13 protein-coding genes are annotated in these 15,996 nt (G+C 72.4%); 6 read left to right on the top strand and 7 right to left on the bottom strand.

Annotation, left to right across the window (positions count from 1 at the left end; translation table 11 throughout):
- Positions 1 to 11: 11 nt before the first annotated feature.
- Positions 12 to 470: a pyridoxamine 5'-phosphate oxidase family protein gene (locus ACQUQ1_RS16800; RefSeq protein WP_435065454.1), complete on the top strand. Its 459-nt coding sequence runs from the start codon at positions 12 to 14 to the stop codon at positions 468 to 470.
- 24 nt (positions 471 to 494) lie between these two features.
- Here the strand turns inward: ACQUQ1_RS16800 and ACQUQ1_RS16795 are convergent, their stop codons facing one another.
- Entirely contained in the window at positions 495 to 884 is a 390-nt protein-coding gene (locus ACQUQ1_RS16795; protein WP_435065453.1) for a DUF7522 family protein, read from the bottom strand.
- Between the two features lie 160 nt (positions 885 to 1,044).
- Between ACQUQ1_RS16795 and ACQUQ1_RS16790 the strand changes: the two genes are divergently transcribed.
- On the top strand, positions 1,045 to 1,758 hold the full coding sequence (locus tag ACQUQ1_RS16790) for a class I SAM-dependent methyltransferase (RefSeq protein ID WP_435065452.1): 714 nt from the start codon (positions 1,045 to 1,047) through the stop codon (positions 1,756 to 1,758).
- A 69-nt stretch (positions 1,759 to 1,827) separates the two neighbouring features.
- Here the strand turns inward: ACQUQ1_RS16790 and ACQUQ1_RS16785 are convergent, their stop codons facing one another.
- From ACQUQ1_RS16785 to ACQUQ1_RS16775, 3 genes are all read right to left on the bottom strand, one after another.
- Complete coding sequence (locus ACQUQ1_RS16785; protein ID WP_435065451.1) at positions 1,828 to 4,143, bottom strand: AAA family ATPase; 2,316 nt, start codon at positions 4,141 to 4,143, stop codon at positions 1,828 to 1,830.
- A 130-nt stretch (positions 4,144 to 4,273) separates the two neighbouring features.
- Positions 4,274 to 4,693, bottom strand: a complete 420-nt coding sequence (locus ACQUQ1_RS16780; RefSeq protein WP_435065450.1) for a universal stress protein — start codon at positions 4,691 to 4,693, stop codon at positions 4,274 to 4,276.
- Between the two features lie 143 nt (positions 4,694 to 4,836).
- Positions 4,837 to 5,544 (bottom strand): DUF7500 family protein, encoded by a 708-nt coding sequence (locus ACQUQ1_RS16775; protein WP_435065449.1) that lies wholly within the window; start codon positions 5,542 to 5,544, stop codon positions 4,837 to 4,839.
- Positions 5,545 to 5,800: 256 nt separating this feature from the next.
- Here ACQUQ1_RS16775 and ileS point away from each other — a divergent pair, with 256 nt between their 5' ends.
- The 4 genes from ileS (at position 5,801) to ACQUQ1_RS16755 (ending at position 11,409) form a co-directional block, all read left to right on the top strand.
- On the top strand, positions 5,801 to 8,974 hold the full coding sequence (ileS, locus tag ACQUQ1_RS16770; RefSeq protein ID WP_435065448.1) for an isoleucine--tRNA ligase: 3,174 nt from the start codon (positions 5,801 to 5,803) through the stop codon (positions 8,972 to 8,974).
- Positions 8,975 to 9,370: 396 nt separating this feature from the next.
- Positions 9,371 to 9,769, top strand: coding sequence for an ArsR/SmtB family transcription factor (locus ACQUQ1_RS16765; protein ID WP_435065447.1), 399 nt, complete (start codon positions 9,371 to 9,373; stop codon positions 9,767 to 9,769).
- A complete protein-coding gene (locus tag ACQUQ1_RS16760; protein ID WP_435065446.1) occupies positions 9,766 to 10,269 on the top strand; it encodes a low molecular weight phosphatase family protein in 504 nt (167 codons plus the stop codon). Before ACQUQ1_RS16765 ends, ACQUQ1_RS16760 begins: the two co-directional genes overlap by 4 nt.
- A 3-nt stretch (positions 10,270 to 10,272) precedes the next feature.
- Complete coding sequence (locus ACQUQ1_RS16755; RefSeq protein WP_435065445.1) at positions 10,273 to 11,409, top strand: hypothetical protein; 1,137 nt, start codon at positions 10,273 to 10,275, stop codon at positions 11,407 to 11,409.
- Between the two features lie 53 nt (positions 11,410 to 11,462).
- On the opposite strand, the gene ACQUQ1_RS16750 is transcribed toward ACQUQ1_RS16755, so the two are convergent.
- The 3 genes from ACQUQ1_RS16750 to glpA form a co-directional block, all read right to left on the bottom strand.
- On the bottom strand, positions 11,463 to 12,704 hold the full coding sequence (locus ACQUQ1_RS16750; RefSeq protein ID WP_435065497.1) for an anaerobic glycerol-3-phosphate dehydrogenase subunit C: 1,242 nt from the start codon (positions 12,702 to 12,704) through the stop codon (positions 11,463 to 11,465).
- A gap of 149 nt (positions 12,705 to 12,853) precedes the next feature.
- Positions 12,854 to 14,182 (bottom strand): glycerol-3-phosphate dehydrogenase subunit GlpB, encoded by a 1,329-nt coding sequence (glpB, locus tag ACQUQ1_RS16745; RefSeq protein WP_435065444.1) that lies wholly within the window; start codon positions 14,180 to 14,182, stop codon positions 12,854 to 12,856.
- Positions 14,172 to 15,938 carry an anaerobic glycerol-3-phosphate dehydrogenase subunit GlpA gene (gene glpA, locus ACQUQ1_RS16740; protein ID WP_435065443.1) on the bottom strand — a complete coding sequence of 589 codons (1,767 nt, stop codon included), beginning with the start codon at positions 15,936 to 15,938 and terminating at the stop codon, positions 14,172 to 14,174. Before glpA ends, glpB begins: the two co-directional genes overlap by 11 nt.
- Positions 15,939 to 15,996 lie beyond the last annotated feature (58 nt).

Here is a 15,996-nt window from a genome sequence, read left to right as displayed (position 1 = left end):
AACTCCCGATCATGTCCGTCGACGACGGGGACGCGCACGGCAACGAGATGACCGACGGGGAGATAGCCGACGCGCTCGCCGACATCGGGTACGGGACGCTCTCGCTGCAGGGGGAGTCCGGGCCGTACGCGGTCCCGGTGTCGTTCGGGTACGACGGCGACGCGGTGTACACGTACCTCCTCCGGTTCGGCGAGGAGAGCCGGAAGATCGACGCCGCCGAGCGGAGCGAGCGGGCCTGCCTGACCGCCTTCGAGGTGGAGTCGCGGTTCGACTGGCGCAGCGTCGTCGTCGCGGGGACGCTGGAGGAGGTGGACGACGCCGAGTACGCCGAGGAAGTGATGGACGACAACGCCTGGCACCCGAGCCTCTTCGCGAGCGCGGCGACGGAGCCGATGACGGAGGTCCGCCGGGTGCGGCTCCGGATCGACGAGGCCAGCGGGCGGAAGGGAGAGGAGTACCTGCGGAAGTAGTCGTTCGGGCCGCCGTCCCCGCGGTCAGTCCTCGCCCTCCCACTCCTCGAGCGTCGCCGCGACGGCGCTGGCGAGGTGGTTGAAGTCGCGCAGCGCCATCCCGTCGCTGGTGACGAGCACGCCCTTGTCCCGGCCGTCGATGCGGACGGCGTAGCCGTTCTCGAACACGCGAAGCGTGTAGCGGTACTCGCCCAGCTCCGTGCCCGAGTAGCCGTCGCTGGCCATCGCGAAGTCCTGGCGCTCGGTGCCGATGAACGCCATCAGGTCCGCGTCCTGCTCCAGGTCGTCGCGGAGGTACAGCTGCTCGTGGTCCGTCCGCGAGAAGAACGTCACCGACCGGGCGTTGTCGCCGACCGTCGTTCGACACGTCGAGACGAGCCGCTCGGCGGCCTCGTCCGGTAGCAGTTGGGACATACTCGCCACGCGCCGTCCGCGGTGTTCAACCGTGCGGTTCGCCGTCAGTTTTGCCGGCAGTCGCCGCGGATGTACTCGGGTCCGAGTTGTCCGGGGTCCGGACGTGACCCGGTACCGTCCCTCACCTATCGTTTACCGCACCCGTCGCGTCGACCCGTCCGTGACCGACCCGTTCGGCCGCGCGATCCGCGACGTCCATCGCGGGGAACAGTCCGAGCCGCTCTGGACCGTCGACGGCGACGAGCGACTGGAGCATCCCATCGAACGCTTCTACTTCGTCGAGCGCGACGACGAGGTGTACGAGACGCTCGACGCCGACGGCCTCGCGACGCCGCTGCTCGATCTGGGCGCGGGCGCCGGCCGCGACGTGCTCCGGTTCCAGGAGCGCTACGACGGCGAGGCGGTCGGCCTCGAACCCTCCGCCCACCTCGTCGAGACCATGCGGGAGCGCGGCGTCGACCGGGCCGTCGAGGGCGACATGTTCGCGCTCCGCGAGTCGTTCGGACGGGACCGCTTCCGCGGGGTCTACGCCCACGGCACGCAGCTGGGGCTGGCGCGTCCGCCGCACCGCCTCCGGGCGTTCCTCGCGGACCTGGCGTTCGTGACCGACGCCGACGCGGTGGCGGTGCTGGACAACTACGACCCCGGGGCGGACGGCGCGAGCGACCTGCTCGGCTGGCGACCCGACCCGACGCCGGGGACGGGGTACCGCGTGATGCACTTCGAGTACGAGGGCGACGTCGGGGAGACGCTGCTGTTCCGGCCGTTCACGCCCGACGTGCTCCGGGACGCGTGCGTCGGCTCGGCGTGGACGGTCGACGGGATCCGCTACAGCAACGATCACCACTACGAGGCGGTGTTGCACAAGGAGTAGCGGGAGCGCGCCGGCGCCGCCGGCGGCGTCGCCGGCCTGCGGCACCGCGACGCCGGGAGGGTCCGCCCCTCAGTCGGCCGCCTCGGGCGGGGTCACCCGCTCCAGGGCCGCCTCGAAGTCGTCGGCCGTCACCGAGAGGGCGTCGGCGTGGTCGTTCGCCTCCTCGCCGAACTCGTCGGCGACGCGCTCGACAGCCCGCATCGTCGCCTCGCGGACGACCGCGGTGAGTTCCGCGCCCGAGTAGCCCTCGGTGTGGCCGGCCACCTCGTCCAGGTCCACGTCGTCGGCGAGCGGGGTGCGCTCGGTGTGGACCGCGAGGATCTTCCGGCGGCCCTCCACGTCGGGCAGGGGAACCTCGACGTGGCTCTCCAGGCGGCCGGGCCGGACGAGCGCGTCGTCAAGCGCCTCCCGTCGGTTCGTGGCGGCGATCACCGCGAGGTTGGGGTTGTCGCCGGCGCGGTCGAGTTCCGTGAGCAGCTGGGAGACGACGCGCTCGCCGACGCCCGAGGAGTCGCCCATGCCGTCGCGGTCGGCCGCGATGGCGTCGATCTCGTCGAAGAAGACGATGCTGGGGGCCGCCTGGCGCGCGCGCTCGAACACCTCCCGCACCGCCTTCTCGGACTCGCCGACGTAGCGGTCGAGCAGCTCCGGCCCGGCGACCTCGATGAAGTTCACCTCGGACTCGCCCGCTATCGCGCGCGCGAGCAGCGTCTTCCCGGTGCCGGGCGGGCCGTACAGGAGCACGCCGGTCGGCGGGTCGGCGCCCGCGGCGTCGAACAGCGGCGCGTACGTGAGCGGCCAGGTGACCGCCCGCGAGAGCGTCTCCTTCGCCTCCGCGAGCCCGCCCACGTCGGCGAAGGTGGTGTCGGGCTGCTCTGCGACGTACTCGCGCATCGCCGAGGGCTCGACGCTCGCCAGCGCCGACTCGAAGTCCGCGCGCGTCACCTCCACCGTCGCCAGGTCGACCGCGCTGTCCTCCCGGCGGGCCCGGCGGAGCGCCGTCAGCGCCGCCTCCGTCGTCAGCGAGTCGATGTCGGCGCCGACGAAGCCGTACGTCCGCGCGGCGAGGCGGCCCACGTCCACGTCGTCCGCGAGCGGCATCCGGCGGGTGTGGACCTCCAGGATCTCGCGGCGCCCCGCCTCGCCCGGGACGCCGATCTCGATCTCGCGGTCGAAGCGGCCGCCGCGCCGGAGCGCGGGGTCGATCGAGTCGACGCGGTTGGTCGCGCCGATGACGATCACGTCCTCGCGGGCGTCGAGCCCGTCCATCAGCGAGAGCAGTTGCCCGACGATCCGGTTCTCCATGTCGCCGCCGTCGTCGCGCTGGCCGGCGATCGAGTCGATCTCGTCGAAGAAGATTATCGCGGGCGCGTTCTCGTCGGCCTCCGCGAATATCTCGCGCAGGCGCTCCTCGCTCTCCCCCTTGTACTTCGAGGTTATCTCCGGGCCGGACACCGAGATGAAGTTCGCGGCCACCTCGTTGGCGACGGCTTTCGCGATGAGCGTCTTTCCGGTGCCGGGCGGGCCGTGCAGGAGCACGCCCTTGGGCGGGTCGATGCCGAGGCGGGCGAACACCTCCGGCTCCGACAGCGGGAGCTCGATCGTCTCGCGCACGAGGTCGAGCTCGTCGTCTAGGCCGCCGATGTCCTCGTAGGTGACGCCGCCGGCGGGGGGCGTCGGCGCGGCCGTCCCCGACCCGGCGCCGGCCGAACCGCCCGCCCCTCCCGAACCCGACGCCGCGTCGCTCCCGTCGTCGCCCGCGCGCCGGTCCCGCGTCGGGAGGTCCACCGACGCGCCGGTGCCGGAGGAGGACGTGTTCGCCCGGCCCCCGCGGCCGCCGCCGGACCCGCTCCCGGCTCCGCCGTCGCCGCCGCGGTCGCCCGGGCGCCGCACCGTCAGCCGGGTGCCGTCGTGGACCTTCACCGGCCCGTCGGGGGTCGTGTCCTCGACGACGAACACGTTGCCGCCGAGGTGCGAGAGCCGCACCTGCTCGCCCGCCCGGACGGGCCGCCCGTCGAGGTCGCGCCTGGCGGCCCGGGCGAGCGTGTCGTCGTCGATGTCGACGCCGTCGAGCGCCTCGGGCGCCGAGAGCGTCACCGCGTCCGCCTCGCCGACGCGCTCCCTGCGGACCCGGACCTGCTCGCCGATCTTCGCGCCGGCGTTCGCGCGCGTCTCGCCGTCCACGAGCACCTCGCCGTCGCCGGCGTCGGCGCCCGCGGGCCACACCTTCGCGGCCGTCTCGCGCCCGCCGGCGATGACGACCGTCTCGCCCGACAGCACGCCGAGGCGGCTCATCGTCGCGTCGGAGAGCCTGGCGATGCCGCGCCCCGCGTCCCGCTTGGCGGCGCCGCGCACCGTCAGCGCCAGCCCCTCGTCGTCGCTCATGTCGCCGCCTTCGGCGGCGCGGGGCTTACGGCTTTCCACGCTCGACGCCGGTCCCGACCCGCTCGACGCCGGACCCGACACGCCTGGTCCCGGACCCGGCACATCCGCCCCCGCCGCCGCGCGCGGGCCGTCAGTGTACGACCGTCACCGGCACCGGCGAGTGCTGGACGATGTCCTTCGCGACGTTGCCGACGAACAGCCGCTCCGCCACGCCGCCCGTGTGCGCGCCGATCACGAGCACGTCGAACCCCTCGGCCAGCCTCACGATCTCCTTCGCCGGGCTCCCCCACCCCACCTCGGTCTCGACCGTCGCGTCGTACTCCGCGGCGATCTCGTCGGCCCGCGAGAACAGCTCGTTCGAGGCCTCCTCGCCCGCCTGCTCTGCGTCCTCCTCGAGGGCGAGGCTCGCCGCCGCCCCCATCATCCCGGACGGTTCGCCCACGACGTGCAGGACGGTGATATCCGCCCCCGGATGGGCCTCGAGCGCGTGACGGAGCGCCCGCTCGGCCGTCTCGGACTCGTCCATCGGGACGAGGACGCGTTCGATCATACGTCCACTACAGTCGCCCGACCGATAAAGTTCGGGGCGGTAGCGGCGGGATCGGGTCACGAGCGTGTCGATCTGACGGGATACCGCGTTCGTTCCCCGGCCGTTCGTCCGTCGGTTCGGCGACGATCCCCGGGGGGGCCGGCCTACCCGAGGTCTAGATCCGACGCAGCGAGCAACGCGGCGACCGTCTCCTCGGCCGGCGTGCCGGGGTTGACCCGGCGGGCGTACCACCGCAGCGCCGTCTCCAGCGTGTCGGTCGGCTCGCCCGAGGCGACCCGCAGCGTGTCCGTCTCGCCGCCGGCGGCGACCGCGAGCGCGAAGCCGTGCGAGGCCGAGAGCGCGTCGAGTTCGGCCGCGACCGCCTCCAGCGGGTCGTCGTCCCGGTCGGGGTCCGCGGCGGCCCCCGGCCGCTCGCCACCGCCCGGTCCCGCCCGGGCATCGACCCCCGAGTCCGAGGCCCCGGCGTCGCGGTCCCGGTCCGCGTCCGACCCGTCTCCCTCCTCCGCTCCCTCCGCGCCGACAGGTGCGTCCGGCGGCGACCCGGCCGCCGGCCCTCCGGGCGGACCGTCGATCGGACGCTCGCCGGGGGCCCCCGCCGACGCCTCGACGTCGTCGCGCGCGACGCCCGTGGAGATGACGTAGCGGCCGTCGTCGGTCTCGTCGACGCCGTCGCGCTCGCGGATGTCGAGGTCGTCGGGGTCCATCACGCCGTCGCGACCCGGCGGCGGCCCGCCGTCATCGTCCCCGCCCTCGGCGCCGTCCGGCTCGTCGCCGTCGACGCGAACCACGTCCCGGACCGGTCCCTCCTCGCCGTCCGCCGCGTCGGAGTCCGGGCCGTCTGCGTCGCTCATTGTCGGGCGGTTCCGGGCCGTAGGTAAGAACGCTCCCCCGCGGTTCTCACGGGTGAGAGCGCGGGGCCGTCCGGTGCCCTCGCCGCCGACTTGCCGATGCCTCGCTTCGTTCGCTTCGCTCACTCAGTTCGGCATCGCTGCTTTACCTGGGCGGCTCGCCCACGAGCTCGCCGCCGTTGCTCCGCCGTCTCACTTCGTTCGACAGCGCCTCTGCCAGACCACCGACTTGATGTACTCCCGCCGGCTCACGGCGAGTATGGACGACAGCGACATCTCGGACCAGTACACGCCGGAGGCGGTGGAGGCCGCCGTCTCCGAGCGCTGGGACGAGACGGACGCCTACGAGGCGGCGAAGGAGGCACACGCCGACGACCCCTCGTTCTTCTTCGTCGACGGCCCGCCGTACACGACCGGCCAGATGCACCTCGGGACGGCCTGGAACAAGACCCTCAAGGACACCGTCATCCGCTACCTCCGGATGAACGGCCACGACGTGACCGACCGCCCCGGCTACGACATGCACGGGCTCCCCATCGAGACGAAGGTCGAGCAGGAGCTCGGCTTCGAGACCAAGCGGGACATCGAGGAGTTCGGCATGGAGAACTTCATCGAGGAGTGCCGGGAGTTCGCCCTCCGCAACCGCGAGAACATGGACGAGGACTTCCAGTCCATCGGCGCCTGGATGGACTGGGACGACCCGTACCAGACCATCGAGCCGGAGTACATGGAGGCGGCCTGGTGGGCGCTCGAACAGGTCCACGAGCGCGGGCTCGTGGAGCAGGGCAAACGCTCCATCTCGCAGTGTCCCCGGTGTGAGACGGCCATCGCCAACAACGAGGTCGAGTACGAGGACATCGAATCCCCCTCCATCTACGTGAAGTTCCCCCTCTCCGACCGCGAGGGGAGCCTCGTCATCTGGACGACCACCCCGTGGACCATCCCCGCCAACACCTTCGTCGCCGTCGGCGAGGACCTCACCTACCAGGAGGTCGAGGCGACCAAGGACGGGGAGACGGAGACGCTGTTCCTCGCGGAGTCGTGCGTCGAGGACGCGCTCAAGCGAGGCCGCTACGACGACTACGAGGTCGTCGCCGAGTACGCGGGCGAGGAGCTGGTCGGCTGGGAGTACGACCACCCGCTCGCCGAGGAGGTGCCCGAGCACCCGAGCTTCGAGGGCGCCGGGCAGGTGTACACCGCCGAGTACGTCGAGGCCGACCGCACCGGGCTGGTCCACTCCGCGCCCGGCCACGGCCAGGAGGACTTCGAGCGCGGCGAGGAACTCGGACTGGAAGCGTTCTGCCCCGTCGGCGGCGACGGCGTCTACACCGAGGCCGGCGGGAAGTACGCCGGCCAGTTCGTCCGCGACGCGAACGACGACATCGTCGCCGACCTGGAGGCGAAGGGCCACCTGCTCGCGAGCGAGACCCACGAGCACAGCTACGGCCACTGCTGGCGGTGTGACACGCCCATCGTCTTCCTCGCGACCGACCAGTGGTTCATCCGGATCACCGAGATCAAAGACGAGCTCCTCGACAACATCGGGGACGCCGAGTGGCACCCGCAGTCCGCCCGCGAGGGCCGCTTCCGCAACTTCGTCGAGGAGGCGCCCGACTGGAACATCTCCCGGCAGCGCTACTGGGGCATCCCCCTCCCCATCTGGGTCCCGGAGGACGCCGAGACGTACGACGCCGACGACCTGATCGTCGTCGGCACGCGCGAGGAACTCGCCGAGCGCGTCGACCAGGACGTCGACCCCGACGCCATCGACCTCCACCGTCCCTCCGTCGACGACCTCACGATCACCGAGGGGGGGACCACCTACGAGCGCGTCCCGGACGTGTTCGACGTGTGGTTCGACTCCTCGGTCGCCACCCTGGGCACTATCGACTACCCGAGCGACGAGGAGGCGTTCGAGGAACTGTGGCCCGCGGACCTCATCATCGAGGCGCACGACCAGACCCGCGGGTGGTTCTGGTCGCAGCTCGGGATGGGCACCGCCGCCCTCGGCGAATCGCCGTACGACGAGGTGCTCATGCACGGCTTCACGACGATGGGCGACGGCTCGAAGATGTCCAAGTCCAAGGGGAACATCGTCGAGCCGGCGGAGGCCATCGAGGCCGCCGGGCGCGACCCGCTCCGCTGTTACCTCCTGAGCCACGAGCAGCAGGAGAAGAACCTCGCGTTCGAGTGGGACGGCCTCCACGAGATGCAGTCCACCCTGAACATCCTCTGGAACGTGTTCCGCTTCCCGCTGCCGTACATGCGCCTCGACGGTTACGACCCGGCGGACGCGGACCTCGACGACGCCGACCTCGAGGTCGTCGACGAGTGGGTGCTCTCGCGCCTGCAGACCGTGAAGGCCGAGATGGACGACGCCTGGGACGACTACGAGGTCGACGACGCGCTCAACGCCCTCCTCGACTTCGTCACGGGCGACGTCTCGCGCTTCTACGTGAAGGCCATCCGCGAGCGCATGTGGGAGGACGAGGACTCCGCGAGCAAGCGCGCCGCCTACGACACGATGGCGACGGTCCTCGGGGAGGTAACCCGTCTGCTCGCCCCGTACGCGCCGTACCTCACCGAGCGGATGTACCAGCACCTCGACGGCGAGGCGACGACGGTCCACCAGCTCGACTACCCCGAGGTCGACCCCGCCCTCCGCGACCCGGAGCTGGAGCGCGACATGGCCGTCCTCCGCGACGTGGAGGAGGCGGCCGCGAACGCCCGCCAGCGCGCCGAGCGCAAGCTCCGCTGGCCCGTCACCCGGGTCGTCGTCGAGAGCGACGACCCGAACACCCGCGAGTCGGTGTCGGCCCTCCGCGACCTGCTGGCCGACCGGGTGAACAGCCGGTCGGTCGAGGTGGTCGACTCCTACGGCGAGCTCGTCGAGGTCGCCGAGCCGGAGATGTCGAAGCTCGGCCCCGCCTTCGGCGGCGACGCCCAGGACGTGATGGCGGAGATCAGCGGCTCGACGCGGGCGGAGCTGGAGGCCAGCGGTCGCCTCGCGGTCGAGGTCGACGGCGAGGTGTACGAGCTGGACGAGGACATGGTCACCTTCCACTCGCAGGCGCCCGAGGGCGTCGTCAGCGCCGAGTTCGAGGACGGCACCGTCTACGTCGACACCGAGCTCACCGAGGACGTGGAGTCGGAGGGGTACGCCCGCGACGTGGTCCGACGCGTCCAGGAGATGCGCAAGGAACTGGACCTGGACGTGGACGAGCGCATCCGCGTCTCGCTGGACGTCGACGACGAGCGCGTCGCGCGCTTCGTCGACGAGCACCGCGACTACGTCGCCGAGGAGACCCGGACCGACGGGTTCGTCGAGCCCGACGAGGTCGAGTTCGACCTCGAGGAGGAGTGGACGGTCGAGGGAGTGACCGTCACGATCGGCGTCTCGCGCGTCGGCGCCGAGGCGCCCGCGGAGGACTGATACTGTCGGACGTACCTTCGTGAGGATATTCGCCACCTCGGGGTGACGAAATTCTTGAAGTGCGTACGTCCGACAGTATGACGCGCCCCGTCGGAGGAGCGACGGGGTCGACGCCGAGGCGGCCGTCGCGTCCCGGCGGTCGGCCGTGACCGCCGGGTCGCGGGCCGCACGTCGAGAGCGGATCGGAGCACGGAACCGAGTTCTCGCCGTCCGTGTGGCTGTCCCGGACGGCGCTCGCTGTTTGGGCACGGGACGACCTCAAACCACCCACGCTTCCCGAGCGGCGGGAACGGACGCGCCGGGCCGCGCCGATCCGGGCCGCCCTCCCGACGACCCGGGCGACGGCTCGCCGTACACGACCGGCAGATTCATTTGAACGTTTCTGCAATCGTTCGTATGGCCACGAGCGAGCGACTGGAACGGCTCATCGCCGACGAGGTCGGCGAGTGTTGCGCGGGGGACGTGAACGACCGGCTCGCGGACCTGCACGCGCTGGCGGAGCGCGCGTCCGTGGACGGGGGGGAGCGGGACGTGGAGGCGCTGGCGGCGCTCGGGAGCGACACGCGCTATCGGATCGCGCGCCTGCTCGCGGCCGCCGACGGCGACCTGTGCGTCTGCGAGCTGGAACCGCTCGTGGACGTGAGCGAGTCCGCGGTCAGTCACGCGCTGTCGACGCTGACAGACGCCGGGCTGGTGACGCGCCGCAAGGAGGGGAAGTGGCGCTACTACGACACCACCGAACGCGCGGAGGCGCTGCTGGCCGGGCTGGACTCGACCCGGGAGGTGGAGGCGTGAGCGACGGCGCCGAAGCCGACGGCGTCGGCTCCGACGACCCCGTACGGCTCGCGTTCGTCTGCGTCCAGAACGCCGGCCGCTCGCAGATGTCGTACGCGTTCGCGGAGCGCGAGGTCGAGCGCCGGGGGCTGGGCGACCGCGTGGAACTGCTCACGGGCGGCACCCACCCCGCCGACCACGTCCACGAGGAGGTAGTCGACGCGATGGCGGAACTCGGTATCGACCTGTCCGGACGGACCCCCCGGGAGGTCACGGACGCCGAACTGAACGAGTGCGACTACGTGGCGACGATGGGCTGTTCGACCCTCTCGCTCGCCAACGGCGTCGAGGCGCGCGACTGGGCGCTGGCGGACCCCGACGGGAGGTCGTCCGAGGAGGTGGCGGCGATCCGCGACGAGATCGAGGCGAACGTGGTCGCGCTGTTCGACGAGGTCTTCGGGGCGCACGAGGCCGAACGGAGCGGGGCCGCGGCGCGACCGGCGGACGGGGACGACGAGTAGTCCGTGCCCCTCGTGGACCTGCTGGCCGTCGATCTGCTGCTGGCGGCGTTCGCCGGCGGCGCCCTCGGCGCGTCGCTGGGCGCGCTCAACAGCTTCGTGCTCTGCGGGCTCGCGGTCGTCGTCGGGGAGGCGTACGCGCTCGCGACCCGGGCGGCCGGCGGGTCGGTCCCGGTCGACGTCACCGGGCAGGTCGCCTTCGGCGTCGTCCTCGGGCCCCACGTCGCCTTCGGCGGCGGCGCCGCCGCGCTGGCGTACGCCGTCCGCCGGGGGTACGTCGACGCCCCCGGCTTCGAGTTTCACCCCGCAAAGGAGGTGACCGCCGGGCTCGGCGGCCGCCCCGACGTGCTCGCGGTCGGGGGGGCCTTCGGCGTCCTCGGGTTCGTCGTCGCCGCGGTCTCGGGGACCCTCGGGGTTCCGACCGACCCGGTCGCGCTCGGCGTCGTCGCCTCCGCGCTGGCCCACCGGGCCGCCTTCGGGTACAGCCTCGTCGGGGCGCCCGTCGGGAGGCTGCTCGACATGTCGCCGTACGAGCGGGGCGAGGCGGTCGTCGGCCGCGCGAGCGACTCGGTCGCCGACGGCGACGCCGCTCCGGGCGACCCGGTCGCCGACGGCGGCACCGGGGCGGCCGGCTCCGTCGCGGCGGACGACCCTCCCGGACGGATCCGCGTGGAGCCGTGGCTCCCGTACCTCTATCGCTGGCGCGACGTGACCGGTTTGGGCGCGGTCGTCGGCGTCCTCTCGGGGTACCTAGCGTACGTCACCGGCAGCGCCTTCCTCTCGTTCGGGCTCAGCGTCGCCGCCCTCGCGCTGCTCGTCGGCGGCGCCGCGCGGGTCCCCGTCACCCACCACATGGCGCTGCCGGCGAGCACGGTCGTCCTGGCGCTCGCGGGGACCGCCCGGGGGTCGGTCCTGCCCGGCGCCGTCGCCGGCGCGGTGTCGCCGACCGTGGCGCTGCTCGCGGGCGGGGCGTTCGGGGTGCTCGGCGCGGTGCTGGGCGAACTGCTCCAGCGCGTGTTCTACGCCCACTCGGAGACGCACCTCGACCCGCCGGCCGCGTCGATCGTCTGCACGTCGTCGTGTATCGCGGTGTTGGCGTGGCTGGGGGTCCTGCCGTCGGCGGCGTGGGTGCCGCTAGGGTAGCGGGGGGCGAGGCGAACAGCGGAGCGCGGTCCCGTCTGCCCGCCGGTCCGAACTCAGACCTCGACGTCCGTGTCGACCAGCGCTGCCTCCAGCACCTGTAACGGGTGGTCGATGTCGTAGCCGGTGCCGTGCTCCATCTGCATCGAGCAGGTCGGACACTCGGTCATGCCGGTCTCGCCCTCGGCGTGCTCCATGTGCTCGAACATCTCCTCGCCGATCTCCATGGAGTACTCGTACTTCTCCTCCTTCCAGCCGTACGTCCCCGAGATGCCCGAGCAGGAGTCGCCGACGTCCTCCACGTTCACGCCGTCGAGGTGGCGGAACAGCTCAACCGCCTGCCGGTCGAGCCCCTGGTTCCGGGAGTGACACGGCGCGTGGTACGCGAAGTCCGGGAGGGCGAGGTCGTCGCCGTCGACCGCGCGGATCGGGTCGATCACGTTCTCGTTGATCAGGAGGTACTCCAGCGCGTCGTAGGTGTTCGCCGAGACCGTCTCGGTGCCCTCGAAGTCGAACAGCTCGGGGTACTCCTGCCGGAGCGCCATCGAGCAGGAGGTGCAGGAGGCGACGACGTCGTACCCCCGCTCGATCATGTCCCCGAGCGACTCGACGTTGACCTCCGCGGCCCGGCGCGCGTCGTCGAGCATGCCGTTAGCGAACATCGGCGTGCCCGAACAGCGCTGGTCCGGCACCGCGATCTGGTAGCCGAACTCCTCGTACACGCGGACCAGCGCCTTCGCCACCTCGACGGTGTTGTAGTTGGCGTAGTCGCCGTGGAAGTACGCGACCCGCTTCTCCTCGCTCTCGACCTTCGGGCCGCCGCGCTCCTTCCACCAGCCGCGGAACGTCTGCGTGGAGAACTCCGGGAAGTCGCGCTCGGCGGTGATGCCGAGCACCTTCTCGTTCACTTTCTGCACGAGCGAGTTGCCCATGACCGCGTTCGTGAGCCGGGGCACCTTCGATCCGATCGCCGCGAGCGTGCCGTAGTTCGCGAGGATCCGGTTGCGGAGGTACTCCCGGGAGAGCTTCGGCTGCTGGTTCTCGACGTACTCCGCGCGGGCGGTGTTGTGCATCTGCGACAGCGGCACGTCCGAGGGGCAGGCGCCGTCACAGCGCATGCAGTTCGAACAGCCCGTGATCGACTCGTCGATCTCGGTGTCCTCCTTGCGCTTGAGGCGCCACTGCTCGGGGCCCTGGAACTTCGGCCCCGGGAAGGAGTCGTCCACCTCCGCGACCGGGCAGGAGGTGTCACAGGAGGTGCACTTGTAACAGGAGTCGGCGCCCGGCCGGAGGTCCATGTCGGAACCCTCGAACACGTCGACCGGCTCGAAGTCGTCCTCGCCCCCGGCCGCCGACCCGGCGACGGCGCCGCCGTCGGTCGCCGCCGATCGATCCGTCTCCCCGTCGCCGTCGCAGCCGCAGTCGTGGTGTGTGTCGTGTGTGTCGCTCATGCCTCCTCCGCCGCGGTCCGGCCCGCGACAAGCCCGGTGGCCAGCGAGACGCCGCTGGCCGACTTCTCCCTCGCTACGTCCGCCCCGCCGACGACGCCGCCGGCGGCCGTCAGGTTCGCGTACTCCGGCTCCCCGGCCGCGTCCAGCGGGCGCATCCGCCCGTCCGGCCGCACCCCGAAGCGCGCGAACGCGTGGTCGGCGAACGCGCCCCCCGCCGACCACGCCATCCGGTCGTCGGGCTGCGGGACGTGACAGCCGAACAGCGCCTCGCGCGCCCGCTCGCGGTCGGAGTCGAGCCCCTTCCCGACGAGCCCGCCCGTCGCGAGGACGAACGCACCCGCCGAGTACGGGATCCGCGCGCCGTTGCGATCGATCGTCACCGACGCGACCCGGTCGTCGCCGTCCGTCTCGAAGTCGACGACCGGGTTCCCGGTGGTCATCGATACCCCGGCCCCGTCGAGCGCCTCGAACAGCCGGTCCTCCAGGCGGATCCCCGGCAGGCTCGGCGGCCCGGTCGGGACCTCGAACACCTCCGCGTCGAGCCGCTCGCCCAGGTCCGCGCGCACCGCCTCGACGTGACTGTCGCCGAGCATCGCCGGGAAGCCGACGCGCTCGGCGTCGCCGAGGTGCGGGCGCACGCGGTCGGCGAGCCGCCGGCGGGTCGTCCGGCCCTCCCCTGCGTCCTCATCCCGCTCCAGGGCGTGCGCCAGCCGGGTGACGGCCGCGTCCGCCCGGTACTCCCCGGGGAACTCCACCGTCGCGCCGGACACGTCGAACGGGACGCCCGCGGCCGAGAGCCGCTCGGCCGCCAGCGGCGCGTCGAACTCGGTGTCCGCCTCGAACCCCACGAGGAGCATCGGACGGCCGTCGCTGGCGAGCCCCGGGGCCACGCTCCGCGGGTAGCGCGCCGTCGGCTTCGCGCGCCCCGAGGTCGTCGGGACGAGCGCGTTCCGGTCGGTGTGAGCGCCCCGGTAGAGGTCGCCGACGGCCTCGTCGAACAGCGCCAGCCCCTCGCGGAGCGCGTCGGCGCCGACGACCCGGTACGGGTGGTCCGCCGGGAGGTCGTCGATGCCCGCGAACGGGTCCGCGAGCGGGCCGGGCGCCCCGTCGGCGCCGCCCGAGCCCGCTCCCGCGTCCTCTCCGTCGTTCTCCGCCGCGTCGCCGACGGCGTAGCCGAGCGCGTCGATCAGGCCGCTGGCCTGCCGGAGCGTGCTCTCCTTCGCGGAGACCAGGTGGACGTGGGCGCCCTCGCGAGCTGCCGACAGCGCCGCCGTCGCGCCGGCGAGGCCGCCGCCGATCACGACCACGTCCGACTCAATCGCCACCGGCGTCACCCCCGTCCTCGCGGGCGGACACGCCGCCGTCGGCGGCCGCCGGACCGGTCGCGTCGCCGGCGTCGTCCGTCCCGGCGGGCCGCTCGTCCGCGCCGGCGTCGAAGGCCGCGAAGTCCTCCGGGGCGGCGCCGTCGCGGTTGAACGTCGTCGCGTGCAGCAGGTGGTTGAGCATCGCCTGCGAGAGCTGTTCGCCCCACAGCGCGTGGCGCTGGCCCTTCCAGCGTTCCTGCCACAACTCGTCCAGGGCTGCGTCGACGGTCGGCCGGTCGAAGTCGCCGCGCGCGTGGAGCTCGTTCGCCATCCGGTGGGCGCAAAAGCCCCCCTGACAGTTGCCCATCGAGGCGCGGGTGCGCAGGCGGACCGCGTTCAGGTCCGAGCCCGATCCCCCGATGGCGTCCCGTAGTTCCGCGCGGGTGACCGCCTCGCACTGGCAGACGACGGGGTTCGGCTCGTCGGTCTTCAGCACCTCGTCGGCGCGGGAGCCGAGCCGCTGGACGCTCCGGCGGCCGATCGGCGAGCGCAGGCCGAACTCGTCCATGTAGTCGCGCAGCACCGAGAAGTCCTCGCTGCCGGGGAGCGGCCGGTCCGCCGTGGTGCAGTCGGCGTCGACGCCGAGGAGGTCGCAGACGTGGTCTGAGATCTGCTCGGCCATCAGCCGGTAGGTGGTGAACTTCCCGCCGACGATGGAGGTCATCCCCGGGAGGCCGTCGCGCTCGTCGTGGTCGAGCAGGAAGAAGTCCCGCGTGATGTCGGTCGGGTCCTCGGTGCCGGTGCCCGGCGGTTCGTACAGCGGGCGCACCCCCCAGTACGAGCGGATTGTGCGGGCGCCGTCGAGGATCGGCACGAGCTTCGACAGCTCCTCGATCATGAGGTCGACCTCCCACGCCTCCTCGGGGTAGTCCTCGGGGTCGTCGACCTCCTCGTCGGTGGTGCCGAGGATGCAGGTGGTCTCGTGGGGGACGACGATGTCGGCGTCGCCCTTCGGCTTGCACCGGTTGATCACCGTGTCGACCTCGCGGACGTTCATCACGGTCATCACGCCCTTGCTCGGTCGCACCTCCACGTCGACGCCCGCCATGTCGCCGATCCGGCCGGCCCACGCGCCCGTCGCGTTGACGACGTGGTCGGCGTATATCTCCTCGGTGCCGCCCTCGACGCCGTGGACCCGGTTCCCCGCCCCCGACTCGTGGGTCACCTCGACGCCGACGACCTCGCCGTCCTCGACGAGCACGTCGGTGACCGGCGAGTGGGTCTCGATGCGCGCGCCGTGGGCCTCCGCGTCGGCGGCGTTCGCGACGCACAGCCGGAACGGGTCGACGGCCCCGTCCGGTACCCGGATCGCCTTGTCGATGTCGCCCGCGAGGAACGGCTCGACCTCGCGCGCCTCCTCGGCGGTGAGCACCTCCGCGGGAATGCCGCACTCGCGACACCCCTCCAGTTTCTCCCGGAAGTACTCCTCGGTGTCCTCGGGGCGCTTCACGAACAGCCCCCCCGTCATCTCCACGCAGTGGCTCGCGATGTCGCGCAGCACCCGGTTCTCCTCGATACACTCCCGGGCGCTGGCCTGGTCCGAGACCGCGTACCGGCCGCCGCTGTGGAGGAGGCCGTGCATCCGCCCCGTCGTCCCGTGTGTGAGGTTGCCCTGCTCGACGAGCGTCACGTCGACCCCGCGGGTGGCCAGATCGCGGGCCACGCCGCAGCCGGTCGACCCGCCGCCGACGACGAGCACCTCCGTCCGGTCGCTCATAGTATGACTCCGTGTATCACACCCCACGGACGCGCCGGGTATTACGTTATCGATCACC

This window comes from Halobaculum sp. EA56 (genome assembly GCF_051195075.1).
Taxonomy (GTDB): Archaea; Halobacteriota; Halobacteria; order Halobacteriales; family Haloferacaceae; genus Halobaculum.
The sequence above is the reverse complement of the archived record's forward strand: the minus strand, read 5'-3'. Positions and strand labels throughout refer to the sequence as shown.

Coding starts and splice junctions, on each gene's coding strand:
- ACQUQ1_RS16800 (WP_435065454.1), top strand. CDS start 12: ATGTCCGTCGACGACGGGGACGCGCACGGCAACGAGATGACCGACGGG.
- ACQUQ1_RS16795 (WP_435065453.1), bottom strand. CDS start 884: ATGTCCCAACTGCTACCGGACGAGGCCGCCGAGCGGCTCGTCTCGACG.
- ACQUQ1_RS16785 (WP_435065451.1), bottom strand. CDS start 4,143: ATGAGCGACGACGAGGGGCTGGCGCTGACGGTGCGCGGCGCCGCCAAG.
- ACQUQ1_RS16780 (WP_435065450.1), bottom strand. CDS start 4,693: ATGATCGAACGCGTCCTCGTCCCGATGGACGAGTCCGAGACGGCCGAG.
- ACQUQ1_RS16775 (WP_435065449.1), bottom strand. CDS start 5,544: ATGAGCGACGCAGACGGCCCGGACTCCGACGCGGCGGACGGCGAGGAG.
- ileS (WP_435065448.1), top strand. CDS start 5,801: ATGGACGACAGCGACATCTCGGACCAGTACACGCCGGAGGCGGTGGAG.
- ACQUQ1_RS16765 (WP_435065447.1), top strand. CDS start 9,371: ATGGCCACGAGCGAGCGACTGGAACGGCTCATCGCCGACGAGGTCGGC.
- ACQUQ1_RS16750 (WP_435065497.1), bottom strand. CDS start 12,704: ATGGACCTCCGGCCGGGCGCCGACTCCTGTTACAAGTGCACCTCCTGT.
- glpA (WP_435065443.1), bottom strand. CDS start 15,938: ATGAGCGACCGGACGGAGGTGCTCGTCGTCGGCGGCGGGTCGACCGGC.